Genomic DNA, 26796 nt, shown 5'->3' with positions numbered 1-26796 from the left:
TGAATCGAGAGATTCATAAGAAAACGTCATCCTTTCTAGTCTAGCTTTTTTAGAAAGAATAACGTTTTTTTACACTTGGGGGTAGTGAAGATTTTTAAGTTGATGGGCATGAGAAACCACCCCTAATTACATGAATTACTGATATTAAGTATACTTTATTGTAAAGTAACAAAAAAGCTATTTAATCTTGCCGCAAAAAATACAATAGACATATGAATATTATATTCATGTTAAAAAGGCCAACAATCCAAGATTGTTAGCCTCTACTTCCCATATTCGTACCTTTTATCACTTTACTTCCTAACAACTGGAATCCACATTTCACCAAACACTAAGCCGTTTCTTTTCCCCATCTCAACCGTCGTATTTGGTCCACCAACATAAGCAAACTCATTTGCATCTGGTAAAGCTTGACCGAAGGCGATACCAGTCAACTTATTACTTAGCTCTTCAGCCGTTTTGCCCTCCCCTTTCACTACTAAGTATTCTCCCCTCGGAAACTGGATTACTCTAGATTCTTCTTCTATTTGTGCTTCTGTCATGACACCCGCATAATACATCATTTTGTTATTCACCGCTTCGCTCACGGAAAAAATGTATTCATTTGTAGCTAAAGCTTTTAAAGTGTCCAGCCTTCCATCTTCTTTAACAGCCGACCAAAATTCTTCCTTTTCTTTATTTATTCCAGCAAAGTCTGTGTATTCACTCTTAATTTCAGTTCCAATACCTAACACAATAAAGCTATCTTTTTCTTCTATCGTATAATTTTTCATATTCAAAACCTGCCTCTTTTTTTATTAATCAAACGATTTATCTTTTCATCTGATACGTTTATAATACCTTTAAACCATATCAAAAAATGATACTGTTTAGGAGACTAAAATGAAAAAAGTTGAACGGATTAATACAATTATGCGGTATATCAACAACCGCTCTCACTTTACAATTTCTGAAATTATACAAGAATTTAACATATCACGGTCGACAGCTATTAGAGACATTAGAGAAATTGAAGCTATGGGAATGCCACTTGTCGCTGAAGTTGGGAGGACCGGGGGATATTTTGTTATGCACAACTCTATCCTGCCCGTTGTTCGCTTTACTGATAATGAAGTGAAAGCTCTTTTTATTGCCTTTATGGCTACGAGGAATCAACAACTTCCCTACCTAAAGAGTCGTCAATCTTTAGCCGAAAAACTACTAGGACTCATCTCAGAAACCCAGCAAGATGATCTCGTTCTTTTAAATCAACTCTTGCTTTTCCAAGGGACTAACCCTCATAATCCCGATCTACTTGAGCTTTCTGATCTCCCCCATCCTATGTTAGAAAAACTCATTCAAATCCTTCTTTTGGATAACCATTTATTGATTACCATTAAAGAAGATGAAGAAATCAAGACTTATCCAATTTATCTATTGCACCTTTATCAAGAAAAAAGCCATTGGATCATTGAAGGGTTTGACTTAAAAAAAGAAAAGAAGATGATGTTTCCTGTCGATGATCTCATTAATATCGAACCATACACGACGAACAAAAGGCTAAATAAGAAAAAGATTTTAGAAAAACTAAGTAAGAAGGACGAAATAATCAACTTGGTACTTGAACTTGGACCAAAAGCAATTGCCCAGTTCAAAAAATACCATCCTTTAAAAATTTCAATATCTTATACTAATCCTTACCAATCCACAGCCATTTTAAAAACTTTTATCAATGTTAACAATCCCGATGAAGTGACGGAAATAATAAATTGGCTGCTTTTTCTAGGGAAGGATATTAAAATCAAAGAAATACCCGATGAAGTATTAGCAGATTTACAAAAACGAGTGTGCTTATACATTCCATAAGCAGTGAGCCTCAAATATTAAGCTTTATCACTGGATAATTATCCTATTTTTAAATACCATTTCATTTACTACAATGAGAGCATGATAAATAATAAAAGCACGGAAAATCTCCCGTGCTTTTCTAAATATATATTATTCCTGAAGGTTTCGTTTATCACGTTTCTTACCCTAACTGACGTTTAAATGCTTTACTGGCGAAAAAGTAAGAGATGACCATTATACCTACGCACCAAGCGAGCGCAATCCAAATATCGTTTCCAACAGTTCCTTCATATAAAAGAGCACGAATCGCATTCACGATTGAAGTTACAGGCTGATTCTCTGCAAACGCACCAACAATTTTTGGCATCGTTTCGGTAGGCACAAAGGCCGAACTAATAAATGGAAGAAAAACTAGCGGGTACGAGTAAGCAGTCGCCCCTTCCATAGACCTCGCTTTCAATCCTGGAATGATAGCTAGCCATGTTAGCGCCAGCGTAAACATCCCAAGTATCCCAGCTACCGCGAGCCAATCTAGAATATTAGCACTGGAACGGAAACCCATTAAGAGTGCAACAAGAATAACCACCACGATAGTAAGTACATTAGCAACCAGAGAGGTTAGAACGTGAGCCCACAATATCGATGAGCGCTTAATAGGCATCGTAATGAAACGTGCCATCAGCCCACTCTTTACATCCGTAAATAGTCGAACGGAAGTGTAAGCTACACCGGATGCGATAGCCATTAGCAAAATTCCCGGCAATAAATAATTAACGTAGTTTTCCGTTCCAGTTTTTATTGCGCCGCCAAACACGTAGACAAATAATAGCATCATCATAATCGGTGTAATCGCCACTGTAATAATTGTATCCGGACTGCGCATAATGTTACGCATTAAACGACCTAGTAATACACCTGTTTTACTTTTCATTTACATCTCCTCCTTTTTTCCAATGATCGCAAGGAATATTTCTTCCAATGTCGGTTGCTTCTCGATATACTCCACTTTTGCTGGCGGGAACATCTCTTTTAGTTCAGCAAGAGTACCTGTCGTAATAATTTTTCCGCCATGCAAAATAGCGATACGGTCTGCCAGTTGTTCTGCTTCCTCCAAATACTGAGTCGTAAGCAAAATAGTTGTACCGCTACCAGCAAGTTCCTTGACTGTATCCCACACTTCGATTCGCGCTTCAGGATCAAGTCCAGTCGTTGGTTCGTCAAGAAAAATAACTGCTGGCGCCCCAATCAAACTCATCGCGATATCAAGCCGGCGCTTCATCCCGCCTGAATACTGATCTGCCCTTTGGTTTGCCGCATCAGTCAGGCTAAATCTTGCAAGTAGATTGTCAGCAACTTGAGCGGGATTGGAAACACCACGTGATTTGGCGATCATTATCAAGTTTTCCCTCCCAGTCAGCATACCGTCTAAAGCTGCGAACTGCCCTGTCAAACTGATACTTTGACGAACATGATCTGGTTGACTCTGTACATCAAATCCACAAATACTTACTTCACCGCTATCTTGCTTCATGAGTGTCGAAAGGATGTTGACCGTTGTCGTCTTTCCCGCTCCATTTGAGCCTAGCAGCGCGAAAATTTCTCCACGCTGCACCTCAAAATCTACCCCTTTTAAAACTTCCTTATCTTTAAAGGATTTTTTCAAGCCTTTTACAGAAATCGCTGCATGACTCATACTTTTTTCCTCCCTATAAAAATGTTTTGCGAAGACTATTTATTTACCTCTATCTATTTAGTATCACTGATATTCTGTATTACTTAGTACCGAGTTAAAAATATAACTGAATAGCTATGATGGCAATTCATATGTGTAACCAGCTAATCAGTCTGTACTACTTATTCCATTTATTTTTTTCTCAATTTCTTCATAATACTTTCATTCAAATCTTCACGATACTTGGAGACGTAAGTTTTAGCATTTGCCACTAGTTCGTCAGCAAAGGAAGCCACGTCATCCCCAGTAATGTCAAGCACTTGTCTTCCTTCCGCTGCACCCGCTTCGAACAAATCGATTAATTCATACTGTATGTGTAACATATCCATCCCGTTACCCGCTGAAAAATTCCACATGTAGTTTTGAATTTTCTTAAATACAAATTGGTAGTCCTCTGGCAGAGCCTCAACTCGTGCCATCATCATTTTGTACTCTTTTTTATCACCAATTAACTTTTTGAACATTTCTAACATCTTATTTTCCTCCTTTTTTATAAAACCGAACAAGAAATTCCCAAAGTATCGGCCGGAACATTTTATCTTATGAACCTATTTTGACTTCAAGACGTTAATTTTTGACGATACAAAATCCCATTTTTCCCAAAACAATTCAAGCTCCTGGCGGCCTTCTTCATTTAATGAATAAAACTTACGAGGCGGTCCCATATCTGATGGTTTCTTTTCAATATTCACAAGCTTTTTCTTCTCTAATCGTACGAGGATGGTATACACCGTACCTTCCACAACTTCGGTAAACCCAAGATCATTCAGGTGGCGGGTAATCTCATAGCCATACGTTTCACGGCGACTAATGATTTCCAGTACACACCCTTCCAGTGAACCTTTCAGCATTTCAGTTAAATTTTCCATGTCCTGATCCTCCTTTACCCCCTATTCTGTCTGACTTATATTCAGTATCACAGAGTACTAAGGCGAATTTTTTACTGAACAGTTTTTGTGAATCCGAACTATTCAGTATCACTTATTACATCTACATTGTATGACTAAGTAGTTATGGATGTCAACTTTATTTTCAAAAAAATTAAAAATCCGCTTTACCCTAACCGGATACAGCCTACTTTTTTATGTTGAACTATCCATATAGCTAGTAAGCTAAAGAATGCTTTACAACAAAAATAAATACAATCTTTTTTGTAAGGGGCTACCCCATTTCCATCAAGCTAGCAAAACCGAGATGCCCCCAAACCGAAAAAATGGGAGTATCTCGGTTTTATATATTTGATCATATGTCCTTATTCATATACAGCTAGTTTTTGTAATGGTTGTTCTTTTATAATTAGCCATTCGCTTACAATAATACTATATACAACCCAAAGTGTAATTTAAATCACCTCTTTTTTTAGTGTTTTTATACCGATGTATCTTGTTTTCATGAAATAGATTAAGAGAATTGTGTTTTTTTGTTCGTTAAATTGATATTTAATTAATGTAAATTTGATATTAAATATCAACTACCCTCTTCACTATACAGAAACATTAAAAATATCATTACTAAAGCTAAGCCAAGTTTCAATTAAATTATGCCTTAGTTTATAAAAGAAATACCCAATGTAGCATCTAATATGTAAAAAACCATTCGATATTTCGTTATTAATTATACCTAATTTCGGATCCTTTAATAAAATATCAAAGATCGAATGGAAGTTAGAAAATTTTTTATGAGTTGTTTTCACTTTTAATAAATTCCCATTTTTCTTTGATCATGCCATAAGCAATAAATTAATTCCCTCTAAAAAATCCCGAAAATTCATTTAGCTCCAAATGAAAAGTGATTTACGGATGTAACTTATTTATTATTTGGAGAGCGTACTTTGTATTTATCAACGATTATGGATGCCTTTAATCGCCAAATTATAAGTTATGTCGTCAGTAATCGGTCCTTAGCGATGAAGATAGTAAAACAAGCAATGAGAGGACGAAAAGTAAAAGATGTCATTCTTTACACAGACCAAGGAAGTGTTTATACTGCGAAGGAATTTCAATCGTATGCCAAACAAAACGGCATTATCACCAGCATATCCCGGAAAGGAAATTCCCATGATAATGCCATCATGGAAAGCTTCTTTGCGCATTTAAAAGCGGAACTTTCTACTCACAAAAGATAGCAAGAGTATTCAACACAGCTGTACGAAAGGTTGTGCTAGAATACATTCATTACTACAATTGTGTGCGAATACAAGAAAAATCAAACCACCTATCCCCTAAAGAATTTAGGGAACAGATGGTTTAGGTGTTTTGATAGGTGTTCCATTTTCAGGGTTCACTTCAGTTTTAATTGTATTACTTCATTAGTCTTCTTAATTTTCCAATCATTGATTCCGCTGAGTGCCTTTTTCTCAATTTGAACATTAAGGGTGTTCTCTCGTTTCTTTATATTCATCAATAATATATCCCGAATAGGTAGTAGCTTGCCTTTCATATCCAATTTTAGTTAAATTAATATCATTAATCCATTGGAAATAATGGGTCAGCTCATGAGCAATAGTAACCAGATAATATCCTAATGCATCATCTTTTCCATTTTTTTTTAACGTTTCATAATAATCACCTGTTGAAATACGAATATATGGCTCATCATTTCGATTAAATGGCTCGAAGAAAGTTCCATAGACTAGCTCTCCATCCATCGCTTTAATTTTACATGCAGATTTCACATATATCGGTACTCTAATAGGGAAATAATACTCTTGTCGTAACCATTTACAAAATTCTTTAATTGCTCTTCTTACCTCAGGATCAACATCTTTATCAAACTTTAATCTTAATCCTGTACGGTGGCTCTTGTCTTCTAAATTATAATATTTCTGCCAATTTGTCAGTGTCCAAATATGCATATCATCACCCTAACTACCTAATATTTTCTATGCCCCTTACCTGGTGTATGTTTTTTAGGTTTTGAAGGACCATCTCGTTTGTTTGATTGACTTTTCCAACCTTTTTTCTCTTTATTTTCTCTTCCTTGTTTCTTTTGACCAGGCCTTGCATATGGATCAGGATTATAATTTGATTTGGCAAACTTATATACTTGATACCCCCCGTAAATTGCAAACCCTCCAGCAATAACCCAGCCAACTGGATTCCAAAAGTTAGTTCCTGCAGCAGCTAAGGCAATTGCATAATGCCCATCTGGATCGACTTTCATTACCGGATTATTATCCCCATACGTGTATCCATTCATTGTAACCGGATCATCTTCATCACCCGGATCTGGATCTACCGATAAAAACACACCATGTTCTGGATTATAGTATCTCGCAATTAGATAATACATGCCAATTTCTTTATCATACATGTATCCCTCATATCCAAATGGATTATCTGCGGCGATACCTTTTGCGTCACTCTTTAATACGTTACCCCACGAATCATATTCATACGTTGCTACAACTTCTCTATTTTGATCTGTCATCGCGACTACATCACCATGAAGAAGTTGTAGTATACTATTTGTCTTCGTGATTTCATTGCTCAACGTACACCATTTATTAAATGCATATATTGACGAAGGGCAGTCCCATTTCCATCTATCCCATATAACGGTGGGATACTACCTCTGCCTTAAGAATAATAGATTATTTAAAATAAAAAGTGCATCTCAAAAATTACCTATTTAATTTTCGAGATGCACTGAATCTACAAAACTTTATATTCCACTCATCATTAAAAATGAATATTATCAATGAATTAATTTTATAATCCTAGAACGACATGTATAAAATATTACTACTTTCAATATTTGCATTGTCATTCCTTTATTGCAGACCAGCATAGTTTTCAACTAAAGCTTTCCTATACCTTTTTCCTCCATCGCGAAAAATTTCTTTATGGTACTCCTCCGTTTCAATAAGAAAATCAGAAAGAGTCTTCCATATCATGGAATCAATCACCTGCTCTCTATAAATATCTTTTTCACTAATTAACAATGCCACTTCATTATGAACATCGATCACCAATAACACCTTTCCAGAAGAAAATAGTATATACAGTACATAATGATCACGCAGTGATAATCCGAACTCTTTTCCATCCTTTTCTTCCCGCCATGTGATTATGTCCCAATAGTCTTCTGATGATATATTTACATCAAACTTTGCTGCCTTTTTTACATCTTCATCATAATATCCGCTCTTAGTAAAAAATAGAAAGGTTCGATATTGAAAGGTTTGTTTTGTACATATATATGCCGTACGCTCTCCTAAAACTTCGCCTATTTGTTTTAACGAATCAAGAAATTCATCTTCATCAAATTCATAGTCACTAAATAACAATACATATTTATCAAGATCACCTCTTACTACATACTCTGGTAAACTTTTTTCCATATCTACTATCTCGGCAATCCTTGTATAAACAGAACTATACTCGTTCTCGGTAAGCTGAAATAAGCTATCTATTTTTTTCAACCTTTTTCCCCTTTCCCTTTAACCTAAACTTAATAACATTATTCTTTTTCTTCTTCCCTCTTGGATAATAATCAGCAGTATTAAAACCATCACTAGATCCATCGCGAGTAGTTATTTTCCTTCCATTTTTAGTGAAATTCCTAATTTGCAAACCATTTTTGTAAAATGTGTCTTGATTCCATCCTGCTTTTCCCAATCTATTGTGTAATTGGCGTAGACTTATATTCGCCTGAAAATTAGGCTTGGATTTCTTTGTCGTAATATTAGTAAACTTAAGCTTTGTACCATATTTAAATGTGTTATATGCTAATTTTGCACCTTTATAAGCTGCCCCACCAACTAATCCAGCACCAACAGCTACTGCAGCTGCTTTCCAGCCATTCTTTTTATACGCTTTATAACCATCATAAGCCGCAAAACCTGCGTTCAATGCCATCCAAGCAAAATGACCATCTGGATCGGTCAGCATGACTGGATTATTATCCCCATACATGTATCCATTCATTGTAACCGGATCATCTTCATCACCCGGATCTGGATCTACCGATAAAAACACACCATGTTCTGGATTATAGTATCTCGCAATTAGATAATACATGCCAATTTCTTTATCATACATGTATCCCTCATATCCAAATGGATTATCTGCGGCGATACCTTTTGCGTCACTCTTTAATACGTTACCCCACGAATCATATTCATACGTTGCTACAACTTCTCTATTTTGATCTGTCATCGCGACTACATCACCACGTGGGTTGTAGTGATAGTATAACGTTTGTCCTTGCGATTTCATAGCCATGCGTAAACCATTTACGGAATATACATATTGGCGGAGTACCTTTCCACTACCATCCGTCTCATATAATGGGTTGATACTATCTCCATCATAGAAGTAACGTGTTACTTGACCATTTACACTCTTTTCAATACGACGGTTATTCTCATCATATTTATAAGTTGCGAATGCATTGCTCTCACCTTGTTTTGTAATCGCTACAATCTGGTCATCTTCGTTCCATGTATACTTGTACTTCCCGTCAGATGTACGATTTCCATTCGCATCATACGTTAACGATTCGTTTCCGAATTTTACAAGCTGATTTCCTTCATTGAATGTTGCCGCTATAGATTTTGTTTCTTTTCCATTCTCTACAACTTTCACACTCGTACGGTTCCCAAATCCGTCATATGTGTATGATTTACTTGTTCCGTTTGGCAATGCTTCATTTAATAGTTGGTTGATCGGGTCATATACAAAGTTTGTTTCTGTTACTTTTCCGCCCGCACCTTCATGTTTAATCTTCGTACGGTTACCCGCTTGATCATATTCATATCGTTCAGAAAGAAGAATACTGTTGGATGTACCTACTACTAGGTCTTTAATTTTGTTCGCGTGGTCATAGTTAAACGTCGAACCTGAACCATTACCAGCTGTATACGTACGAACGTTTCCTTAATCATCATAATCAAATCGATACGTTTGAGAACCGTCTGTTACACGAATGTTTTGATCTAGCGTGTTGTAGTCATACGATACTTTATTTGTGTATCCACCTTGCGTTACTGTTTGCTTTGTCGTGATATGCCCAGTCAACTTTTCCGCCTCGGCTATCTGTTGCACTTGTGACACGGTCAGCCTTATCGTATGTTTTCGTGCGTTCTACACCATTGACATGGTCTTTCACTTTCGTAACTTGTCCATTTTGATCACGTTCAAAAGTAAATGAATCTTTTCCGTTACGATAACATCATAGCCATGTCTTCTGCTGCATTTGTAATTAGTTTTAAACCAAATGTTTCTTGTAATACATCAAGCACGCCAGGTGAAATAAATTCAGGAGCCTTTGGACCGATGCGAATATCTTGAATCCCAAGACTAAATAGCCCGAGTAAAATGGCAACCGCTTTTTGTTCAAACCATGATAGCACAATACTTACTGGCAATTCATTCACTTCACATTGGAAAGCATCAGCTAATGCAGCCGCTATTTTCACTGTAGAAATGGAATTATTACATTGTCCTAAGTCGATGTAGCGCGGAATCTCGGTACCAGGTACAACACCGTAATCTACATCATTAAAGCGGAATTTCCCGCAAGAAGTTGTTAAAATAACCGTTTCTGGCGGAAGTGACGTTGCTAATTCACGATAATATTCTCCGCCTTTTCCCGGTGCATCACAACCGGCGATAACAAAGAAACGCTTTATTTTCCCCTCTTTTACTGCATCAATAATTTCTTGAGCTAATGATAATACTGTATTATGATGAAACCCTGTTACTAACTGTTCATCCGACTCCATATGTACTTCTGGAAGTTCTAGTGCTTTTTGAATCAATGGTGTAAAATCATCATTTTCAATTTTTTGTACACCTTCTAAACCTGCAATATCATATGAAAAGAATCGATCAGAGTACGATCCTTTAATTGGCATAACACAGTTCGTTGTAGCTAATATGGCACCAGTAAATTTTTCAAAAAGGCGTCTTTGATCATACCATGCCTTGCCGATGTTTCCTTTTAAATGTTTATATTTTTTCAGCTGCGGATATCCGTGTGCTGGTAGCATTTCAGAATGTGTATAAATATTAATGTCTTTTCCTTCTGTTTGCTTTAATAGTTCTTCTAATGCAAATAAATTATGGCCCGTAACTACAATTGCTTTACCTTCTACACGATTTTGTGTAATTTGTACAGGTTCTGGCACACCAAAATGATTCGTATGTGCCTCATCTAATAATTCCATCACCCGTAGAGCTGATTTCCCCACTTTCATAGCCATATCAATATGCTCTTGTTCGTTAAAGTTAGAATTTGTTAATGTCATATATAAAGCTTCTTGTGTTGTAGCATCTACAAATGCATCCGTATACCCTAGCTGAGCAGCATGTGTGCGATAAGCTGCAATTCCTTTTAGCCCAAACACAATCGTATCTTGTAAACTCGCAATCGTTTCATTCTTGCCGCACACACCCATTACTTTACATCCGCCTGTTGGCGTTTGTTCACATTGATAACAAAACATATCATCCCACCCTCTCCAATCATTCATTACACCTTAAGCATAATACCCATTGAAAAAAAGTGATGTGATATCAATCACAATAATATATAAAGATTTGTGACAGTCCATATTGTTGACATAATACTTTTATTGACATCCAAAAAATATACATTAGTGTGCACACATCTTTCGATACTTTTAAATAGCTAAATAATTAATTTGGAGAAATATATACAACGAAAAAATTTTTTTGAATCCCTTATACAAATAATTGCAATTCATCACATATGAAAATAGACATACAAATACGCTCTTCTTTCTATCATTCAATAGAAAGAAGAGCGTATTTGTCATTTTAAGGAACTATCATTTTTTATTAAAGTCTTTATTGTAAACCTTTTTATTTACAATACATTTACATTATCTTAACATTACTTACATTACTTACATTATTTATATGATATATTTATATAGAAGCTACTTAAGAAATTTCATATACATTTTATCTTTATGATCTCTTATCTAATCAATAAAAAGATCATGTTATATTTTTATAACAGGGGTGAATTACGATGACTGAAACTTTAAAAACACTTATAATGCTTGATGCTACTTACGTTGTTATTGCAATTATGACAGTACTAGTATTTGTATACTTGGAATTAAAATCTCAGTAATATATGCTGACGTAATCGACAGATTCAGCATTTAAATATAGTTAGAAGAAAGAGAGGAGAAAATTATTTCTCCTTTCTTTTGTATTTCTACAATTTCTTATTTTAATAAATCCAATGTATGTAAAAGTAATCCCTTGTCTCCTACTTCCCCGTGACCAGGTACTACCGAATTTATATTTCCATATCGCTTCAGCATATTCTCAATCGATGTGGACCATTCATTTACGTACGCATCCGCAACATTTCCTAAATTTTTAGCTTCCGCAGATTTTACTAAACAGCCTCCAGCTAAAATTTTATATTGCGGCAACCAAACAACAATATTATCTTCTGTATGTCCTTTCCCTGGATAGAACGTTTCTACTTTTGTATTGCCAAACTTCAAATTCGTAACTGTTTGTAAATCTCCAAGTGGCTCTTCATATCCACTTTTCTTTGCTAGTTCTGCGGTTAATGCTGTACTATGTGCTTTAATTCCTCTTTCTTTCAACGTTTTTATTCCGCCAATTCGATCGGCGTGCGCATGTGTAATAATGACATCCGTTACGCGCTTCTGAAATTTCTTTTCTACCATTTCTATTAGTTCCTTCGTTAATTTGTCATCCCAAGAAGAATCAACAAGCACTAGTCCTTTAGCAGTATTAAGAACTAGACCGTTCGAAGGAACTGCTTCTCCATTAAAATAACCTAACTCCGTATGAACCCATACATTCTTGTTTAACTGAGATATTGAAATGGTTCCCGTCTCATTTTTGATTACTGTTTGCTCTACCTTTTGTGATGCTTGTGCAGAAGAAATCGTGCTAACAAATTGAGTTGTTCCTAGTAAACTTACACATAATCCTACTTTTAACAACGTATTCTTTTTCATGTTATCAACCCTTTCTTTCAAGCTAAATAGTTATTACCTATATTAGACAATTCATCTCAAATGTTTGTTCCATCTTCATTTGCATATTTTTATGTAATTAACAAAAAAGCATACAAAATTTTGTACGCTTTAAAACTTAATCTTTCATTCCATAATTCTCAAACTCTTCCTCATTCCCATAAAATACATTCAAATCAATATGCTTTTCTTTTCCATTATAACCGCTTAATCTCCCGCGGTTCGTGTATTGCCAAAACGTCCATTTTCTCTCATCAGATAAACTCGTTTTTGTAAGAACACTACGAATCCATATATCACATTTTGGATACGCATCCTTTATATATAAATCATACGCCTCTTGCGTTGCATACAATATTACTTTCTTACCGTAATGTTTTTCTAGCATTTCAATCATAACCGACAACTCTTTCGTAACATCTTCACGCTTAGGGCGATTATCTTTTTTGTTAGCGTAAAACTCAACATCAATCACGGGTGGCAGTGCTTGTTTATATTTTGGAACAGTTCGTATAAATTGCTCTGCTTGTGTTTCACCCTTACTATCGAAACTAAAAAAATGATACGCTCCGATGCGCATATCTGTCTTATTCGCATTCCTCCAATTTTTCGAAAAGTACTCATCCACAAACGAACTTCCTTCAGTCGCCTTTATAAACGCAAACTTCATATTTTGCTTTTCCAACTCTCTCCAATCTATATCCCCTTGATACGATGCGACATCTACACCTTTTATTTCATACTTATCAGCACTTATTTGATTCGGAATGAATATGCCTTGAAAAACTAAGTAAACGACAACACTTATTACACTAATTAAAGTAAAGATTCCTCCTATAATAAGCTTCTTTTTCATTCATATCACCCATCTTTACAAATTAAAATTCTACTTACCATTCGCGCTTTTTATTAATTTTCATTTTTTCTTCAAACGCCTTCTCTAAATCAATATTTAATTTATTCGCTAAATCACATATATTCCAAATTACATCAAACATTTCTAAACCGATTTCTCTTTTGGCATCTTGTATTGTATCACGCTTTAATATGACTTCCGCTAATTCACCTAATTCCGCCATCGTATATATCGTACGCTCTTCAATTGTTGTATCTTGAAACCCTTTTTCTTTACTAAAATTTGATACATATCTCTGGAATTCCACAATATTCATACCTAATCTCCCCTTATCACAAATACTCTATTTTTCTATTAAACTTAAAATCAAAATTGCATTTTGTTAAATTATAACATTCAGACTATAATTTATTTATAGCCCATTAACGGAGGTATTTGCAATGACTCTCTTCGCTTCACCAACATTATTTATAGTAGCAATCATTTCATTTGCACTAGCTTATTTCATCGGAGTAAAGCAGTACACTTGGCTCTTATCAGGATTCAACGAACGCCGCGTGCCTGATAAAGTGAAACTATCAAAAATAGTAGGTCTTTATAATTTAATTGCTGGTGTCATTGCGACAATCGGTAGTGTCTTCACTACGCCTAATGTCACAATCGTTATTCCTATCATTCTAATTGGACACTTTATAATCGCGGCTTATGTAAATACACGCATGGTGCAGTGAAAAAGATCACCCAAATGGATGATCTTTTTTATAATTTATCAACATATTGCTTCGCTTCTAGTAAAGAAAACCCAAAAGCTTCTCTTACTCTCTTAACTGCTGTAACTTTTTTGCCTTCTTCTACAAGCTGGCGTAGTTCTTTATTAATTTCAGGTTCTCTTTCTATAATTCCCATTTCTTTCGTAATTAATTGTAATCTATCTTCAATTCTCTTTAAACGCGCATCATTTTTCTTTTCAATTGTAGCTAATTTTTCAGCGATATAAATGAAACCAACGGCTACTATCAGTATAACCATCCAGAATTCCATGAATGTTCCCCCTTACTAACTTTCATTTGCTTTATTCCACTGACTTATCAGCTTTAGTTATTGAAATCATTCATTCCTTACAAGGAAAGGGCAAACTAAAACTTTCTCAAAAATTAGTACTAGACATGATTTCTCCTCAAGGTTGCTCAAAATGGACTGGACTAGGTGTTTTTCTAGATGATTCAAATGAAGACTTACAAATATATTCACTTGGATGGGGCGTTGGATTTCAATGTATGATGGTTTGTTATCCATACTGCGGGAATGGTGCTGTTATTATGACTAATTCCGATTTAGGTGTTCATCAAATGGAAGGGATCATTGGTGAGGTTGTAAAAACGTTATCCTTATAATGAAAATAAAGAAGCTGTTCCTTCCAGCTTCTTTATTTATATAACATTTTTCGCAACAATTTTTATATGTTCTGGTGCGATAATCTCCGTTATACTTTCTTGGAAATCTTCCCGCAACATTTCTTCCAAATGTTCTAACTGCACTTCAACATGTGTGCATTCTAAATTATGTATATTTAATAGTGCATAATGATCTTTTTTCTTAATTACTAAATATTGATTTTCCTCTGTCACAAGCACAGAACCTAATCGTACTCCTAGTAAGCGTTGATCATCAAACTTCATAATTACTTCTCCTTCCCTCATATAAACAAAACTAAAATGAAAATAATTACATTTATGGAAAAACACGATTATTTAGACTATATCATAATTTACTAAAATAGAAATATCTTTTTCTGTTTTAATAAAAATCCCTATTTTTTCATATATTTCGATACAAAAAACTTTCTCAACATGAAATTTGAATTTTCAGTTTTTAATTCTATGAAAATCTATTATAATAAAGTTAATAAATGTTTGACCTCTCCTAATTCATGTACATATGGATGATCAGTAGTTATCGCTACTGATCTATTTTTTTGATTTCAGAAAGTACATACGCTGCATCCTTTCCTACACCACAAATAAGTGCGGAACCTCTTTGAGACTGCCACGGTAAACCGATATAATACAATCCTCCTACTGGACTTATCCCCTTCACATGATTGGGAAGTCCATTCTCATTCACTGCCTTTTCAATTTCAATCCAGTTATAATTCTGAATAAAGCCTGTTGACCATATAATACTTTCTGCACTATATGTTTCACCGTTCTGAAACATAATGTTATTTTCTGATGCACTTACTACTTTTTCCTGTAGTTGTATTGCTCCATTACGAATGAGTTCCTTACCTTCAAATCCAAAAATAGGATCTTTTCTCTTCTGAAACCATTTCCCCCTCTTGGTACTAACTTCAGCATACAATACACCCAATTTTTCTAACCAATTAAAAATACTTTTTCTAAAAAAATGTAACGGTAAAAACGTTAAAGGATGACTGATAGACATCATAACTTCATGCGTTTTTGCAAGTTCTACTGCTATTTGCATCCCTGAATTCCCACCACCTACTACTAGTACTTTTCCCTTAGGAATTTGTGATGGTGATTTATATTGTGATGAATGTATTTGAAAAACATGTGATGATAGATTTGCTGAAACTGAGGGAATAAACGGTTGCTGAAAACCACCTGTTGCGATAATAACTTTTTTCGTTTGTAAAATTTCTGTAGGAGTATATAATTCAAATATTTCTTTTTCTTTCTTTATTTTTAGAACTTCCGTTTGTAATTGTACCGGTAATTGAAAATGTCTTGCATATTTTTCTAAATAAGTTGCAATTTCATCTTTATATGGAAATTCATTTTTTTCACCTATTAACGCCATACCCGGCAAGCTACTGTAAGACCTTGGGGTAAAAAGCTGCAAAGAATCATATCGATTTCTCCATGAATCACCAACTCGTTTTCCTGCCTCAAGTAATAAAAAATTATACCCTTCTTGCTTCAAGTAATATCCCATTGTTAATCCAGCTTGACCCGCCCCAATAATAATTAGATCTTTCATTCTAATCCCTCCTCTTCTTAAACGTATGAATACTTGTTCATATATTCATACGTTTCCGTAATCATAACATTTTCTTTTTATATGATTCAATATCTACTCAAAATAAAAAAGAGCAGTTCACTGCTCTATGAACTACTCTTCATTCCATTTCTACAATTTTTCCTCGTACAGTGTAATTCTATTTGAAAACGGATCAATTACAGTTAATTCAATTGTACCCCAAGGTGTTTTTTCTATATTCGGCTTCGAATAAGCATATTCTTTACTTAATAATACAGAATGATAATCCTTTACATCATCTATTTTGATCCGAATCGCACCACCTGGTGAGGCATCACCATGATGTTCTGATAAATGTATCACAGCATCCTGTAACGAAATTTGCAAATATAATGGCATATTTTCCTCATACCGATGTTCCCAATCCAGTTTAAATCCTAAAAAACCTAAGTAAAATAGTTTTGCTTTTTCAATATCAAAAATTCTAAATATAGGTGTTATCATTTATACTCTCCTCCTATTTATAAACATCTGCTGCCAATTCTCTCAAAACATCCACGTTTACTACTTCATAGCATCCATCGTTCTTCTTTATTATCTCTTTATCACAAAAAATATTTAATGTTCGCAACAAATGCCGATAGCTCGTTCCTAACAATTCCGCTATTTCCGTTAAATTCCCACTAAATACAATTCTATTTTCATGCTGAACTGCTCGTTCCCCTGCTGCTAACATGTAACTCGCAAGTCTATTTTCAAGCGGATACAATAAATTAATTGTACTATTTTTTGAAAGTCGATTTAACTTATGTGCTAACGATCCACAAATACATCTTAAAAATTTCGCATCATGAAATAGCTGATTTCTCACTTTTCCTAATGGTAAAGCAACACAATATGAATCTGCCATTACTTGTACATTTGAAGTTATCCTTTGGGAATGAATTAACTCCACATCTCCAAGTAACTGCAAACTATCATAAAAACACAGTAATACGGATTTCCCGTTACTTAATGTGTTAAACGCTTTCGCTTTTCCTTCAACAAAGAAATATAAATAATCTATCTCTTCATTTTCTCTACAAATAAACTCATTCTTTTTAAAAAATATAAGTTCCATATATGGCTTCATATCATGACTAAAAAATGAATCAATATTATTTTTCTTCATATACTCTGCTAATTTAATAGAATTACATACTTTCTTCATAGTCCCCCACCTTTACAACTCATCCCCATTGTAATCAAAATTTTCTTCTTCCACTATGACATATGTCATAGTAATACACAATTTCAGCATGATACAGTCATTACAAATATGAAATACAAAGGGGATATTGCATTGTATAACTTTCTTTCTGTCTTTATTGGTGTGCTCATCGCCGTTATGCTTCCATTGAATGGGATTTTATCTGAGTTAATTGGCAAGTATACAGCAAGCGTGGTCATTCACCTTGTCGGTTTAATTGCAGTTATTTTCGTTTTAATCTTAAACAAACATAAAATTCATTTCGATAAAGGTATTCCGCTTTTTTTATATAGCGCTGGAGCGATTGGAGTATTCACTGTTCTTTTTAATAATATAAGTTTCTCCGTCCTTGGTGCCTCTATTACGATCGCATTAAGTTTACTCGGCCAATCCATTGCTTCCATCATTATCGATCATTTCGGCTTATTAGGAATGAAAGTTGCAAAGTTTGAAAAGAAAAAACTAGTTGGATTAGTATTTATCTCTTCTGGGATTATTATCATGACAATATATTAATGGGGGCAAAAATATGTTATATATTACTATCGCTATTTTAGCTGGTGTTTCTATCGTCGTTGCTAGAATTATTAACGCGAATTTAGCAAAGGAAATTGGAAACTGGGAAGGCACGTTTTTCAATTATATTACTGGATTATTTTTCTCTATGTTATTTTTAATTTTCAGTTCAGATTCATTGTATATCCCTATTCATAAATTGCAATCTATTCCTATCGCCGTATACTTAGGCGGATTAGTAGGCGTTATCGTTATTTCATTATCCAACTATATTACTCCTAAAATATCAGCCTTTTATTTAACATTACTCATCTTTATCGGACAATTATTTGCGGGGACTATTATTGATTTCTTCCTAACAAATGAACTCTCAATTGGTAAAGTTATCGGTGGCATTTTCGTATTAATTGGGCTCACTTACAATTTACTCATAGATCGCCCGATAAAAACTGTGAAGCATAACCAAGTTCAACTATAATACTTTACGCTTACCTATCATATATTAATAGAAAAGCTCTTCACACGAAGTAATAGAGAGGAGAAAATCCTATTAAAAAAATTATTTTATTGCTAGGTAGTGTATTGATTATTTGTGGAATTGTATGGTTTATAAACTCGGGAAAATCTATTCAAGATCTCTATACTGCAAATAAACCGAAAAAGAAAGCTACTATTATTTCAAGCTCGCGAGATCCAAATGAGCCTCCTGTTTTTTTAGGTAAACAGGAAATAAAAGATATACATGTCGAATCAATTAAAACAAAACAGGATATCTTTCTCACAAAAACAGATGAATTAAAAACATTTATTAACAGTATGAATACCGCAAAAAAAGGCAAATTAACATTGGATGAAGAAGGATCAGATTTAATAGATTGTGATATGTGGATTACTTTCGAGGATGGAACTTATAAAAAATATTTCATATGGATAGTTGATCATCACAGCAGCGAAGTGATGATTGCTCAGCAAGATACTCCTGATGATGTAAACCTTACGTACTATCAGTTAAACGAAGATAGTTCAAAAAAAGTTTATAATTTATTTAAAAAAATTATTTAAACGAAAAAGTCATGAGCACGCGAACTCATGACTTTTTGCACTATATATACTCAGGGAACACTCTACAACCCTTTTCCTGCTCTATATCATGACCAAAGAAAACAATTGGTTTCTCTTTCGCCACAACTCCTTTTAAACGTTTAATTGAAGATAAAGCTAATTCTGGATCAAATCCCGCGAACGGCACTTCATCTTCAAAATTCTCTTTCGTGTACGATGCATCAATCGTTAATAATACAGGACCGGATTTCTCCGTCTCAATGAATAGCGACTGATGGCCTGGAGAATGACCTGGCGTATACAATAATTGAACACCTGGTACCACTTCATAATCCCCTTCAATAATTTTATAGTTCAAATGCGGTAATATACATTCTTTCATATATTCTTCTCTATGAAGTGCTGCCTCATATTCCGTTCGCTGCACAATAATCGGTGTATTTGTAAAAGCACCGTTTCCTCCTGCATGATCGAAATGTAAGTGAGAACTAATAATATATAAAAGGTCGTCCGGCTCATACCCTACACGCTTTAATATATTCACGATTCTATCTTCTTCAGTCATTTTCGGTAAAATCTGTCCTTCAACAAATGTACCGTTAAAAAGCCCTTCATTATTAACTGCACTTTCTGGCATACCTGTATCTACTAAAATAGGACCTTCTTCTGTCTCCAAAAGATAACACCATACCGGCAAGTTTAATAATTTTCCCGGTGTTAACGTACTGTTAAGAGACGAATGATCCAACATACAACGACCTGCTGGGATGAAATAAAGTTTCTTTACTGTCATTATGTATCCACCTTTACATTTAGTTTGGGATAAAGTAATACAGTAAAAAATTCTTCTTTTTAGAAATAAACTCCTTCTAGACTATCAGTACAGCTTACATAAAAATGAAACATTAACACCGATTAACGCTGAAAACTTAATGAAAGTACATGCACTACTTGAAAGCGGGCACACCATTGGGAAAATCGTATTAGAGAAATTTTAATCATGATAGTGACAGATAGTATGTGAAGTTATATTAACGATTTTTCGAATATATCTATCATAACGTACAATATATCAACGATTTTTCAAATATATCTATCATAACGTACAATATATCAACGATTTTTCAAATATATCTATCATAAATCAAATTATATCGATTTATCGACAAATAACAACAATAAGAAAAGGCTGTTCCAGATGAACAGCCTTTTCTTTATTTACTTGAAATCTCTTTATTATTTTGAACGTCTAACGGAGCTCGCTTTCCTATTCCGAAAGCATAGAAACTAATTGTAACGATAGCTAAGAAAATAATACCTACAACTAATGAAATACGAGTATCATCGTTAAACCACATTCCGATTAATACCATAATTAAAAAGGCAATTGTTAAATAGTTTGTAACAGGAGCAAATGGCATTTTGAACGGATGATCTTTCATCTCTGCTCCCTTTTCTTTTCTAAAATTAATTTGACTAATTAAAATGACAAACCATGGTACCATTCCAGGAAGTACACTCGCACTATATACATATACGAATAAGTTTTTCGGTGCGATGTAACTTAAAACAACACCAACCGCCAGACCGATAATTACGCCAACTGTACCAAATAAAGGTACACCATTTCCAGAAAGTTTCGTGAAATATTTCGGTGCTTGTCCATTTACACCTAACGTATAAAGCATACGACCAGCACTATAAATACCACTATTACAACCAGACATTGCTGCTGTAATTACAACGAAGTTAATAAGTCCAGCAGCTGCCGTAATACCAACTTTCGCAAAAGTTGCTACGAACGGACTACCAATTGTACTTAATTGATCCCACGGATACACAGTTACAATAACGAAAATAGCACCAATATAGAAAATTAAGATACGCCAAATTGTACTTTGAATCGCTCTTGTAAGTGTCTTCTTTGGATTCTTCGCTTCACCAGCAGTAATACCGATTAATTCCACACCTTGGTATGCACCAACTACAAGTGATAAAGCAAAGAAGAATCCTGAGAAACCACCTGTAAAGAAACCGCCATTTGACCAAAGATTAGATATGCCAACCGCTTCTCCGCCGTTACCAATTCCAAAGAAAATAAGGCCAAATCCTGCAATAATCATTAATAGAATCGTAACGATTTTAATCATCGCAAACCAAAATTCAAATTCACCAAATGACTTAACAGAAATTAAATTAGCTGCACCAAGAATAACCATTGCAATTATACCTGGTATCCAAGCTGGTAAATCTGGGAACCAATATTGCATATACGCTCCAACCGCGATAATTTCTGACATCCCAACGATAACCCACTGGAACCAGTTACTCCACGCTGTCATATAACCAGCTAGTGGATGAATATACTTATGACCGAATGTCGCAAATGAGCCTGTACTTGGCTCCATATACAACATTTCTCCCATGGCACGCATGATGAAGAAGATGAAAATACCTGCAATTGCATAAGCAAGCATTACTGACGGACCTGTCCATTTAATTGTGCTGGCTGACCCCATAAACAAACCAACACCAATCGTTCCGCCTAAAGCAATCATTTGAATATGACGTGCTTCTAAACCTCTTTTCAATTCTTTGTTTGCCACTTCACTTCCCCCTCTTAGATGATTCATAGCCGCATTTTAACACAAGATGCTTTCCTCTAATTCCTTTCGGCCCTGAAAATGATGAAGCAAACGTCATTTTACACTAGCTTTAAAGCTATCCTAAAATCGTTTTGTGCTCCTAATAAAATTCTCAAAACCTTTCATCTTCCAATATTCTATAAATCTTAAAATTACTTACCTTATATTAATTCATTAATCTGAAAAATTCAATTATTTTTTCAATAAATTATTATACATAAGTCTGATTAATTTTTAACTAAATTAACAATAAAATACATCTATTCAATATGATTCCGGCATGTATATTATTACAATATAAATAACAGAGGAGAGCATTTCTTTCTCGGTTTCATATGTCAAATACTTCAACCTTTATAGTTGATAACGTAATTTCCCACACATTCGATTTATATACCAATGAGAAATTTAATATATTAATAAACTACTAACTTCTTTACCCCAGCCAAAATATAAAAGAGTCTCATTAAAAAATGAGACTCTTTTACAATTTCATATTTAAATCGATTTCGAAGTTTGCTTACCAAAGATAAATACCCTAGTAAACACTACCATTATAACTACAATAACCAGAAAATAAAGTGGCATCACTAGTAACGAGCCTGTATGCAGCTGACTCATTCCCAAAATTGTCATCGTTACAATTACATAGTACCCTAAACTAAACAATGCACCTGCTGTACCAATGACATCTTGAAAATCTACTAACGCTAAACTTAAACAGTTAGGTAACACTACTCCAATCCCTAATAACAATATAAACATTGCTATTAAAAATACAACCATATATATTACATTCGGATTTGATCCAATAAACGTAATAACAGATAAAAGGATAGCTCCCCCTGTCATTACGAGACAACCGATATATATAATTTTCTCTGGTTTATAAGTAGCAAGTAAACGTTTTGAAATTTTCGCTCCAACAATAGAAGCAGATGCAACAACAATTCCTAGAAATCCATACATACTAGGCGATAATTGAAAGTATTCAATAAAGATAAACGGCGCTTCTGCATAATAGCTAAATAAAACACCATTTGCTCCTCCAATTAATAGCCCATATGTTACCACTTTCGGATTTGTAATTAGCCTCTTCAAGACTGAAAACACATTTATTTTATTCGTTACTGATCCCGTCTTTGTTTCGGGAAGAGAAACAAACGTATACAGAAAAATTCCGACACTCATAACTACTAAACTTAAAAATACTATTTTAAAACCAAACATTTGATCAAGAAAGCCCCCAATTAACGGTCCTATCGCTGGTGTAAAAGCAATGACTGCCGAGATTTGAGCAAACATAACATGCCTCTTATGCCCTTCTACACTTTCACGAAGAATCGTTTGTGTCACAACGGATCCTGCACTTGCTCCAAACGCTTGAATAAAACGACTTACCAATAAAACTTCAATGGAATTTGCAATATAGCATAAGAAACTCCCAGCGCCATATATGACAATTCCAAGTAACATCGCTCGGCGACGACCAATTATATCTGATAACCACCCAATAAAAAATACACCTAACGCAAATCCAGCAAAATACACACTAAGTGTTAACTGCACCTCATTATTACTTACATGTAACGCCTTTGAAATGTCCGGTAAAGACGGTGTGTAAATCGTTTCACTAATTTGCGGAAATGCGACAAGAATAATCATTAACAAAAGTGATGGTACTGAGACTTTTTTCATTTTTCATACCCTCCTATAACTTTGAAAATCTCAGAAATAAAAAGACTTTCCTTAGCTACGGAACAGGAGGGGCCATTATAGAAATCCGGTCATAAAACAACAAAGAAAACACCTCAATTACGTATGTTAATACTTATAGGAGGGTAATATTAACATTGATTTTTAAATATACTTTTTCAATTATATTACATATTGCGTTTCTTTTACTAGTGCTCGGCCTTGGAGGATTGTTAAAAAGATAACTTGATGCAGCCACCTTTTTATGGAATAATTAGAAATAGTTTGAATTCGTAAGTTTAATTATTAAACGATAGACTAGCATATTTTAATGTCACAAGCTTACAAACAGGAGGACTTTCGTAATGATTGAAATTTTAAGGACAGTAGTAAACTTTCTAATTTCTCTATTCTCAGGAGAATTACCAATTGTATATTATGTATGGATTATTAGCCTATTCCTAATTCAAATAACCCAATCTACTCTGAACTATAAGCTTTTTAACAAGAAAGATAATTTCAGCACTTATATATCGGAAGGATTACTTGCTTTTATTATTTTATTGTTTGGAGGAATATTAGTATCTAAGTTACTTGCTTACATAATAGACGATCCTACTATTAGTATGACGAATTTAACACATTATTTTGTTTCTCTTATCATATTAACTATATTTGTCGTAATAACCTGTGTTAAAGACTCTATAGAAACATCTATAAAGAATAAAAATATCTCTCTTTTTAGCTTTTTAGTAATTTCCTTCATAACAAGTATACTTTCATTCAAGTTTTTATCACCTTTAATTGAAGGTTCTTTTTCTCTTTCTAAATCTTTTATAACTACTTTAATCATTCTAGTAACCGTATCCATTCCTCTATTAATTTCTTTAGAGGAAAAATATGCAGGTGAAGAGGAAACGGAAAATTTATAGCTTCTCATTTATATAAAAGAAAGAGGGAGCTCCCCTCTTTCTTTTATATCGTTCTATTTCACAAGACTAAATCATTCCTTTTAATATTAATCCTAAAACTGACATTATTATCGCACTAATAATAATTCGTAAAATCCAAGTTGTGTTTGTACTTATTTTTTCTAATTGCTTATTGATTGTTGCTATATCTTTCTCATTAATAGTAGTACGCGTTTCTAAAGCACGAATGTCTCTCATAATTTCTTTTTGCTCCGCCTTGAGACTGTCAATTTTAGCGTAAACATCTTCCATATATTCACACCCTCTGTTCATCTTAATAGAAAAATCTATATATATTATGAGACAACCCTCTTACCTGTGAATACATTGCGTATATCCGCGTACCAAATTATTTGTACAATCTAATTGAATTATTCACATATTTCCTATCTTCTATATAAATCAGCGTTAAGATAAATTAAAAAAGGAATCCCTTGTTTATTTAACAACAAACAAGGTGCAATCCAACATTCGGGAGCACCTACGATAATTTCTATTGTTTTCATATTTACAACTCCATATAATCAGTATGATTTTCTGAAGAAGCCACTTTTTGAACTGCTTAAAGTATACTAATATGAATACGAAATAGCTGTATTGATAAACTCTCTAGAACAATAAATATACTGGCTGAAACGGATCTATATCCAATATTTTTTCCAGTAACATGAATGGTTATTTCTGATAAATACGTTTGTATATCATTGTTTTCAAAAATTCCATCCTCAACCTTTACAATATCTGCTTCACAATCTACTTCTTTAAAAGTTTTCAATAATTTTGTTTCCAATAAACTACAATCAAAGCTCTCATCTTTTATTACGGCAAATTTAACCTTCATATCGATTTCCCCATTTTTAACAAACTAAAATCACTAAATCAATATAAATATATATTATTCTATTGAATAATTCAAAATATATGCTTCTTATAAACCATTACTAAATCCCAGTTCTAAGGCTTTATATAAAAAAGAAAACAAATAAAGTGAAACTTTAATCAGCCCTCACCAATCGGACTTTTACAAGATTAAAAAATTACTCTTTCAATTGCTAAACTAATTAATATATAATCCCTCTGTGCTCAGTAGTTCGAAATTTTTTTATTTTTAATTCATAGATTCTGAGAACTTTTTGCTTTAATATTAACAAGTCACTTCTTAAATTCTGTAATATTGGAAATAACTATATAGTGAAACAAATTAACTATTAGGAGTGCTATTGATGTTTGATATACTTCGTCTCTTAATTATTTTTTTCATTGCTATCTTTTTATTTTTCTCCATAATAATGGAGTTTAAAAAACCTCAAAAAAGTGTATTTTGGTTTTCAATTGAAGTCTTATCTCTTCTAGGGATTATAATGCTTTTTAAAGATTTTTTATCAAAAATATAACTTAATCCACGAATAATAACGTGTTTCAAATACAATACCTTTATCTTTTGAACGACCTTATCTCTTCTTAAAGATTCTTGTTTTTATCCTATTTCTTAACAAGACCTCTACCTTAAGTTGTCTTTTCTTTATAAAAAATAGCCCGCCTATTTCTGTAGGCGGACTATATCTTTATTACACCATACAAAAGTATAATTTCTTCTCCACTCAAACTTTATGTAATGATACAAATTCTAAATAAATTATTATCTTTTCTACATTCTTATTATTGATTTTTTGTTCATAAATTCGTAACACATATATATAAGTTATCATGCTAAAATTAGTTTATTCAATAGAAGTTATTCTTAATGAATCGATAATTTTTAATACCCTGTTTAAAGCCTCGCCCCCCTGCGAGGCTTTTTCCTATTTAACTAGAGTAATGGTTATCAACTGTTACTATGCTGCTACGGATCCTACTTTTAGCTATTCAGTATCAGCACACGTAAAATTCTTTCCTCCATCATTTGATTTACAAACTGTATTTATCGATTTTTCGGTTATTTTTTCACTTTCATTAGAGACTTGATCTAAATTCATTCGATATACTTGTTCCGGATTTTCTTTTGAATTTCCTTCAATATGAATTGTACGATTGAACATCTCAGCCGTGAAGCTGCTAGATGTATTTATCATTTTTACTCCATTATTTTCACCTACATAGCGTTCAACTACTCTTTCGGCTTCTTTAAGTTGTTGAGATGTAGGATACGGTATAGATTCCGCTAAAATAACTACACCTACTAAATATGTAATATACAAACCACCTGCAATCAAGATAACTTTCTTTACTGTTTTATTAATCATGC

29 protein-coding genes and 3 pseudogenes are annotated in these 26796 nt (G+C 33.8%); 8 read left to right on the top strand and 24 right to left on the bottom strand.

Going from position 1 to position 26796, the window contains the following annotated elements; translation table 11 throughout:
- Nucleotides 1-293 precede the first annotated feature (293 nt).
- Nucleotides 294-773, bottom strand: a complete 480-nt coding sequence (locus MR168_RS02525) for a GyrI-like domain-containing protein (protein ID WP_086412755.1) — start codon at nucleotides 771-773, stop codon at nucleotides 294-296.
- A 109-nt stretch (nucleotides 774-882) separates the two neighbouring features.
- Between MR168_RS02525 and MR168_RS02520 the strand changes: the two genes are divergently transcribed.
- The gene (locus MR168_RS02520) at nucleotides 883-1845 is read left to right on the top strand and encodes a helix-turn-helix transcriptional regulator (RefSeq protein WP_044306819.1); all 963 of its coding nucleotides are present in this window, start codon (nucleotides 883-885) and stop codon (nucleotides 1843-1845) included.
- Nucleotides 1846-2008: 163 nt separating this feature from the next.
- Here MR168_RS02520 and MR168_RS02515 read toward each other — a convergent pair whose 3' ends face one another.
- From MR168_RS02515 to MR168_RS02500, 4 genes are all read right to left on the bottom strand, one after another.
- Entirely contained in the window at nucleotides 2009-2758 is a 750-nt protein-coding gene (locus MR168_RS02515; protein ID WP_086412729.1) for an ABC transporter permease, read from the bottom strand.
- Nucleotides 2759-3520: an ABC transporter ATP-binding protein gene (locus tag MR168_RS02510; protein WP_086412730.1), complete on the bottom strand. Its 762-nt coding sequence runs from the start codon at nucleotides 3518-3520 to the stop codon at nucleotides 2759-2761. It lies immediately after the preceding gene.
- A gap of 170 nt (nucleotides 3521-3690) precedes the next feature.
- Nucleotides 3691-4032 (bottom strand): DUF1048 domain-containing protein, encoded by a 342-nt coding sequence (locus MR168_RS02505; protein WP_000891986.1) that lies wholly within the window; start codon nucleotides 4030-4032, stop codon nucleotides 3691-3693.
- Nucleotides 4033-4107: 75 nt separating this feature from the next.
- Nucleotides 4108-4428 (bottom strand): PadR family transcriptional regulator, encoded by a 321-nt coding sequence (locus MR168_RS02500; protein WP_000429487.1) that lies wholly within the window; start codon nucleotides 4426-4428, stop codon nucleotides 4108-4110.
- Between the two features lie 923 nt (nucleotides 4429-5351).
- Here MR168_RS02500 and MR168_RS02495 point away from each other — a divergent pair.
- Nucleotides 5352-5809: pseudogene (locus tag MR168_RS02495) on the top strand (transposase); the annotation flags it as partial.
- Between the two features lie 118 nt (nucleotides 5810-5927).
- Here MR168_RS02495 and MR168_RS02490 read toward each other — a convergent pair.
- From MR168_RS02490 to MR168_RS02455, 8 genes and pseudogenes are all read right to left on the bottom strand, one after another.
- Nucleotides 5928-6413: a hypothetical protein gene (locus tag MR168_RS02490; protein ID WP_000548430.1), complete on the bottom strand. Its 486-nt coding sequence runs from the start codon at nucleotides 6411-6413 to the stop codon at nucleotides 5928-5930.
- Nucleotides 6414-6430: 17 nt separating this feature from the next.
- The gene (locus tag MR168_RS02485) at nucleotides 6431-7051 is read right to left on the bottom strand and encodes an RHS repeat domain-containing protein (RefSeq protein ID WP_103597553.1); all 621 of its coding nucleotides are present in this window, start codon (nucleotides 7049-7051) and stop codon (nucleotides 6431-6433) included.
- Between the two features lie 280 nt (nucleotides 7052-7331).
- Complete coding sequence (locus MR168_RS02480; RefSeq protein ID WP_086412731.1) at nucleotides 7332-7982, bottom strand: hypothetical protein; 651 nt, start codon at nucleotides 7980-7982, stop codon at nucleotides 7332-7334.
- Nucleotides 7966-9727 (bottom strand): annotated as a pseudogene (locus MR168_RS02475) (RHS repeat domain-containing protein); the annotation flags it as partial. The gene MR168_RS02480 and the pseudogene MR168_RS02475, both read right to left, overlap by 17 nt.
- Nucleotides 9723-11009, bottom strand: coding sequence for a hydroxylamine reductase (gene hcp / locus MR168_RS02470; protein WP_000458878.1), 1287 nt, complete (start codon nucleotides 11007-11009; stop codon nucleotides 9723-9725). The pseudogene MR168_RS02475 and the gene hcp, both read right to left, overlap by 5 nt.
- Nucleotides 11010-11762: 753 nt before the next feature.
- Complete coding sequence (bla2, locus tag MR168_RS02465; RefSeq protein ID WP_086412733.1) at nucleotides 11763-12536, bottom strand: BcII family subclass B1 metallo-beta-lactamase; 774 nt, start codon at nucleotides 12534-12536, stop codon at nucleotides 11763-11765.
- A gap of 136 nt (nucleotides 12537-12672) precedes the next feature.
- A complete protein-coding gene (locus tag MR168_RS02460) occupies nucleotides 12673-13410 on the bottom strand; it encodes a glycoside hydrolase family 25 protein (protein ID WP_086412734.1) in 738 nt (245 codons plus the stop codon).
- Nucleotides 13411-13444: 34 nt separating this feature from the next.
- A complete protein-coding gene (locus tag MR168_RS02455) occupies nucleotides 13445-13726 on the bottom strand; it encodes a MazG nucleotide pyrophosphohydrolase domain-containing protein (RefSeq protein ID WP_001028131.1) in 282 nt (93 codons plus the stop codon).
- 124 nt (nucleotides 13727-13850) lie between these two features.
- Here MR168_RS02455 and MR168_RS02450 point away from each other — a divergent pair, with 124 nt between their 5' ends.
- Complete coding sequence (locus MR168_RS02450; RefSeq protein WP_086385115.1) at nucleotides 13851-14141, top strand: DUF3784 domain-containing protein; 291 nt, start codon at nucleotides 13851-13853, stop codon at nucleotides 14139-14141.
- A gap of 28 nt (nucleotides 14142-14169) precedes the next feature.
- Here MR168_RS02450 and MR168_RS02445 read toward each other — a convergent pair whose 3' ends face one another.
- A complete protein-coding gene (locus tag MR168_RS02445) occupies nucleotides 14170-14451 on the bottom strand; it encodes a hypothetical protein (protein ID WP_000397722.1) in 282 nt (93 codons plus the stop codon).
- A 38-nt stretch (nucleotides 14452-14489) separates the two neighbouring features.
- On the opposite strand from MR168_RS02445, the pseudogene MR168_RS02440 reads away from it, so the two are divergent.
- A pseudogene (locus tag MR168_RS02440) lies at nucleotides 14490-14804 on the top strand (serine hydrolase domain-containing protein); the annotation flags it as partial.
- Nucleotides 14805-14840: 36 nt separating this feature from the next.
- On the opposite strand, the gene MR168_RS02435 reads toward MR168_RS02440, so the two are convergent.
- The 4 genes from MR168_RS02435 to yeiL form a co-directional block, all read right to left on the bottom strand.
- Nucleotides 14841-15089, bottom strand: a complete 249-nt coding sequence (locus tag MR168_RS02435) for a hypothetical protein (protein WP_000666948.1) — start codon at nucleotides 15087-15089, stop codon at nucleotides 14841-14843.
- Between the two features lie 280 nt (nucleotides 15090-15369).
- Nucleotides 15370-16413 (bottom strand): flavin-containing monooxygenase, encoded by a 1044-nt coding sequence (locus MR168_RS02430; protein ID WP_086412736.1) that lies wholly within the window; start codon nucleotides 16411-16413, stop codon nucleotides 15370-15372.
- A 150-nt stretch (nucleotides 16414-16563) separates the two neighbouring features.
- Complete coding sequence (locus MR168_RS02425) at nucleotides 16564-16917, bottom strand: glyoxalase superfamily protein (protein ID WP_000632403.1); 354 nt, start codon at nucleotides 16915-16917, stop codon at nucleotides 16564-16566.
- 13 nt (nucleotides 16918-16930) lie between these two features.
- Nucleotides 16931-17623 (bottom strand): transcriptional regulator YeiL, encoded by a 693-nt coding sequence (gene yeiL, locus MR168_RS02420; protein WP_086412737.1) that lies wholly within the window; start codon nucleotides 17621-17623, stop codon nucleotides 16931-16933.
- 108 nt (nucleotides 17624-17731) lie between these two features.
- Here yeiL and MR168_RS02415 point away from each other — a divergent pair, with 108 nt between their 5' ends.
- The 3 genes from MR168_RS02415 to MR168_RS02405 all read left to right on the top strand — a co-directional run bounded on the left by MR168_RS02415 (nucleotide 17732) and on the right by MR168_RS02405 (nucleotide 19240).
- On the top strand, nucleotides 17732-18178 hold the full coding sequence (locus MR168_RS02415) for a DMT family transporter (protein ID WP_002024519.1): 447 nt from the start codon (nucleotides 17732-17734) through the stop codon (nucleotides 18176-18178).
- A gap of 13 nt (nucleotides 18179-18191) precedes the next feature.
- Nucleotides 18192-18656, top strand: a complete 465-nt coding sequence (locus MR168_RS02410) for a DMT family transporter (RefSeq protein ID WP_000965811.1) — start codon at nucleotides 18192-18194, stop codon at nucleotides 18654-18656.
- 89 nt (nucleotides 18657-18745) lie between these two features.
- Nucleotides 18746-19240 (top strand): YhfM domain-containing protein, encoded by a 495-nt coding sequence (locus tag MR168_RS02405; RefSeq protein ID WP_000901692.1) that lies wholly within the window; start codon nucleotides 18746-18748, stop codon nucleotides 19238-19240.
- A gap of 40 nt (nucleotides 19241-19280) precedes the next feature.
- Here MR168_RS02405 and aiiA read toward each other — a convergent pair whose 3' ends face one another.
- The 3 genes from aiiA to MR168_RS02390 form a co-directional block, all read right to left on the bottom strand.
- Nucleotides 19281-20033, bottom strand: coding sequence for a quorum-quenching N-acyl homoserine lactonase AiiA (aiiA, locus tag MR168_RS02400; protein ID WP_000216572.1), 753 nt, complete (start codon nucleotides 20031-20033; stop codon nucleotides 19281-19283).
- A 421-nt stretch (nucleotides 20034-20454) separates the two neighbouring features.
- Nucleotides 20455-21846, bottom strand: coding sequence for an amino acid permease (locus tag MR168_RS02395; protein ID WP_001284412.1), 1392 nt, complete (start codon nucleotides 21844-21846; stop codon nucleotides 20455-20457).
- A 537-nt stretch (nucleotides 21847-22383) separates the two neighbouring features.
- On the bottom strand, nucleotides 22384-23583 hold the full coding sequence (locus MR168_RS02390) for a multidrug effflux MFS transporter (protein WP_086412738.1): 1200 nt from the start codon (nucleotides 23581-23583) through the stop codon (nucleotides 22384-22386).
- 362 nt (nucleotides 23584-23945) lie between these two features.
- On the opposite strand from MR168_RS02390, the gene MR168_RS02385 reads away from it, so the two are divergent.
- Complete coding sequence (locus MR168_RS02385) at nucleotides 23946-24512, top strand: DUF5823 family protein (protein WP_000570047.1); 567 nt, start codon at nucleotides 23946-23948, stop codon at nucleotides 24510-24512.
- Nucleotides 24513-24578: 66 nt separating this feature from the next.
- Here MR168_RS02385 and MR168_RS02380 read toward each other — a convergent pair whose 3' ends face one another.
- From MR168_RS02380 to MR168_RS02370, 3 genes are all read right to left on the bottom strand, one after another.
- Nucleotides 24579-24803: a hemolysin XhlA family protein gene (locus tag MR168_RS02380; RefSeq protein WP_000390461.1), complete on the bottom strand. Its 225-nt coding sequence runs from the start codon at nucleotides 24801-24803 to the stop codon at nucleotides 24579-24581.
- A gap of 310 nt (nucleotides 24804-25113) precedes the next feature.
- A complete protein-coding gene (locus MR168_RS02375) occupies nucleotides 25114-25392 on the bottom strand; it encodes a hypothetical protein (RefSeq protein WP_000865019.1) in 279 nt (92 codons plus the stop codon).
- Nucleotides 25393-26413: 1021 nt separating this feature from the next.
- Nucleotides 26414-26794 (bottom strand): hypothetical protein, encoded by a 381-nt coding sequence (locus MR168_RS02370; RefSeq protein WP_000608951.1) that lies wholly within the window; start codon nucleotides 26792-26794, stop codon nucleotides 26414-26416.
- Nucleotides 26795-26796 lie beyond the last annotated feature (2 nt).

Origin of the sequence: Bacillus cereus group sp. BfR-BA-01356 (genome assembly GCF_022663635.1) — a bacterium.
GTDB classification, from domain to species: domain Bacteria; phylum Bacillota; class Bacilli; order Bacillales; family Bacillaceae_G; genus Bacillus_A; species Bacillus_A cereus.
Note: the sequence above shows the minus strand (reverse complement) of the source record. Positions and strands in the feature narration are given on the sequence as shown.

Excerpts from the sequence above, each read along its gene's own strand:
- MR168_RS02525 (WP_086412755.1), bottom strand. The coding sequence starts at position 773 with ATGAAAAATTATACGATAGAAGAAAAAGATAGCTTTATTGTGTTAGGT.
- MR168_RS02520 (WP_044306819.1), top strand. The coding sequence starts at position 883 with ATGAAAAAAGTTGAACGGATTAATACAATTATGCGGTATATCAACAAC.
- MR168_RS02515 (WP_086412729.1), bottom strand. The coding sequence starts at position 2,758 with ATGAAAAGTAAAACAGGTGTATTACTAGGTCGTTTAATGCGTAACATT.
- MR168_RS02510 (WP_086412730.1), bottom strand. The coding sequence starts at position 3,520 with ATGAGTCATGCAGCGATTTCTGTAAAAGGCTTGAAAAAATCCTTTAAA.
- MR168_RS02505 (WP_000891986.1), bottom strand. The coding sequence starts at position 4,032 with ATGTTAGAAATGTTCAAAAAGTTAATTGGTGATAAAAAAGAGTACAAA.
- MR168_RS02500 (WP_000429487.1), bottom strand. The coding sequence starts at position 4,428 with ATGGAAAATTTAACTGAAATGCTGAAAGGTTCACTGGAAGGGTGTGTA.
- MR168_RS02490 (WP_000548430.1), bottom strand. The coding sequence starts at position 6,413 with ATGCATATTTGGACACTGACAAATTGGCAGAAATATTATAATTTAGAA.
- hcp (WP_000458878.1), bottom strand. The coding sequence starts at position 11,009 with ATGTTTTGTTATCAATGTGAACAAACGCCAACAGGCGGATGTAAAGTA.
- bla2 (WP_086412733.1), bottom strand. The coding sequence starts at position 12,536 with ATGAAAAAGAATACGTTGTTAAAAGTAGGATTATGTGTAAGTTTACTA.
- MR168_RS02460 (WP_086412734.1), bottom strand. The coding sequence starts at position 13,410 with ATGAAAAAGAAGCTTATTATAGGAGGAATCTTTACTTTAATTAGTGTA.
- MR168_RS02455 (WP_001028131.1), bottom strand. The coding sequence starts at position 13,726 with ATGAATATTGTGGAATTCCAGAGATATGTATCAAATTTTAGTAAAGAA.
- MR168_RS02450 (WP_086385115.1), top strand. The coding sequence starts at position 13,851 with ATGACTCTCTTCGCTTCACCAACATTATTTATAGTAGCAATCATTTCA.
- MR168_RS02445 (WP_000397722.1), bottom strand. The coding sequence starts at position 14,451 with ATGGAATTCTGGATGGTTATACTGATAGTAGCCGTTGGTTTCATTTAT.
- MR168_RS02435 (WP_000666948.1), bottom strand. The coding sequence starts at position 15,089 with ATGAAGTTTGATGATCAACGCTTACTAGGAGTACGATTAGGTTCTGTG.
- MR168_RS02430 (WP_086412736.1), bottom strand. The coding sequence starts at position 16,413 with ATGAAAGATCTAATTATTATTGGGGCGGGTCAAGCTGGATTAACAATG.
- MR168_RS02425 (WP_000632403.1), bottom strand. The coding sequence starts at position 16,917 with ATGATAACACCTATATTTAGAATTTTTGATATTGAAAAAGCAAAACTA.
- yeiL (WP_086412737.1), bottom strand. The coding sequence starts at position 17,623 with ATGAAGAAAGTATGTAATTCTATTAAATTAGCAGAGTATATGAAGAAA.
- MR168_RS02415 (WP_002024519.1), top strand. The coding sequence starts at position 17,732 with ATGAAATACAAAGGGGATATTGCATTGTATAACTTTCTTTCTGTCTTT.
- MR168_RS02410 (WP_000965811.1), top strand. The coding sequence starts at position 18,192 with ATGTTATATATTACTATCGCTATTTTAGCTGGTGTTTCTATCGTCGTT.
- aiiA (WP_000216572.1), bottom strand. The coding sequence starts at position 20,033 with ATGACAGTAAAGAAACTTTATTTCATCCCAGCAGGTCGTTGTATGTTG.
- MR168_RS02390 (WP_086412738.1), bottom strand. The coding sequence starts at position 23,583 with ATGAAAAAAGTCTCAGTACCATCACTTTTGTTAATGATTATTCTTGTC.
- MR168_RS02385 (WP_000570047.1), top strand. The coding sequence starts at position 23,946 with ATGATTGAAATTTTAAGGACAGTAGTAAACTTTCTAATTTCTCTATTC.
- MR168_RS02380 (WP_000390461.1), bottom strand. The coding sequence starts at position 24,803 with ATGGAAGATGTTTACGCTAAAATTGACAGTCTCAAGGCGGAGCAAAAA.
- MR168_RS02375 (WP_000865019.1), bottom strand. The coding sequence starts at position 25,392 with ATGAAGGTTAAATTTGCCGTAATAAAAGATGAGAGCTTTGATTGTAGT.
- MR168_RS02370 (WP_000608951.1), bottom strand. The coding sequence starts at position 26,794 with ATGATTAATAAAACAGTAAAGAAAGTTATCTTGATTGCAGGTGGTTTG.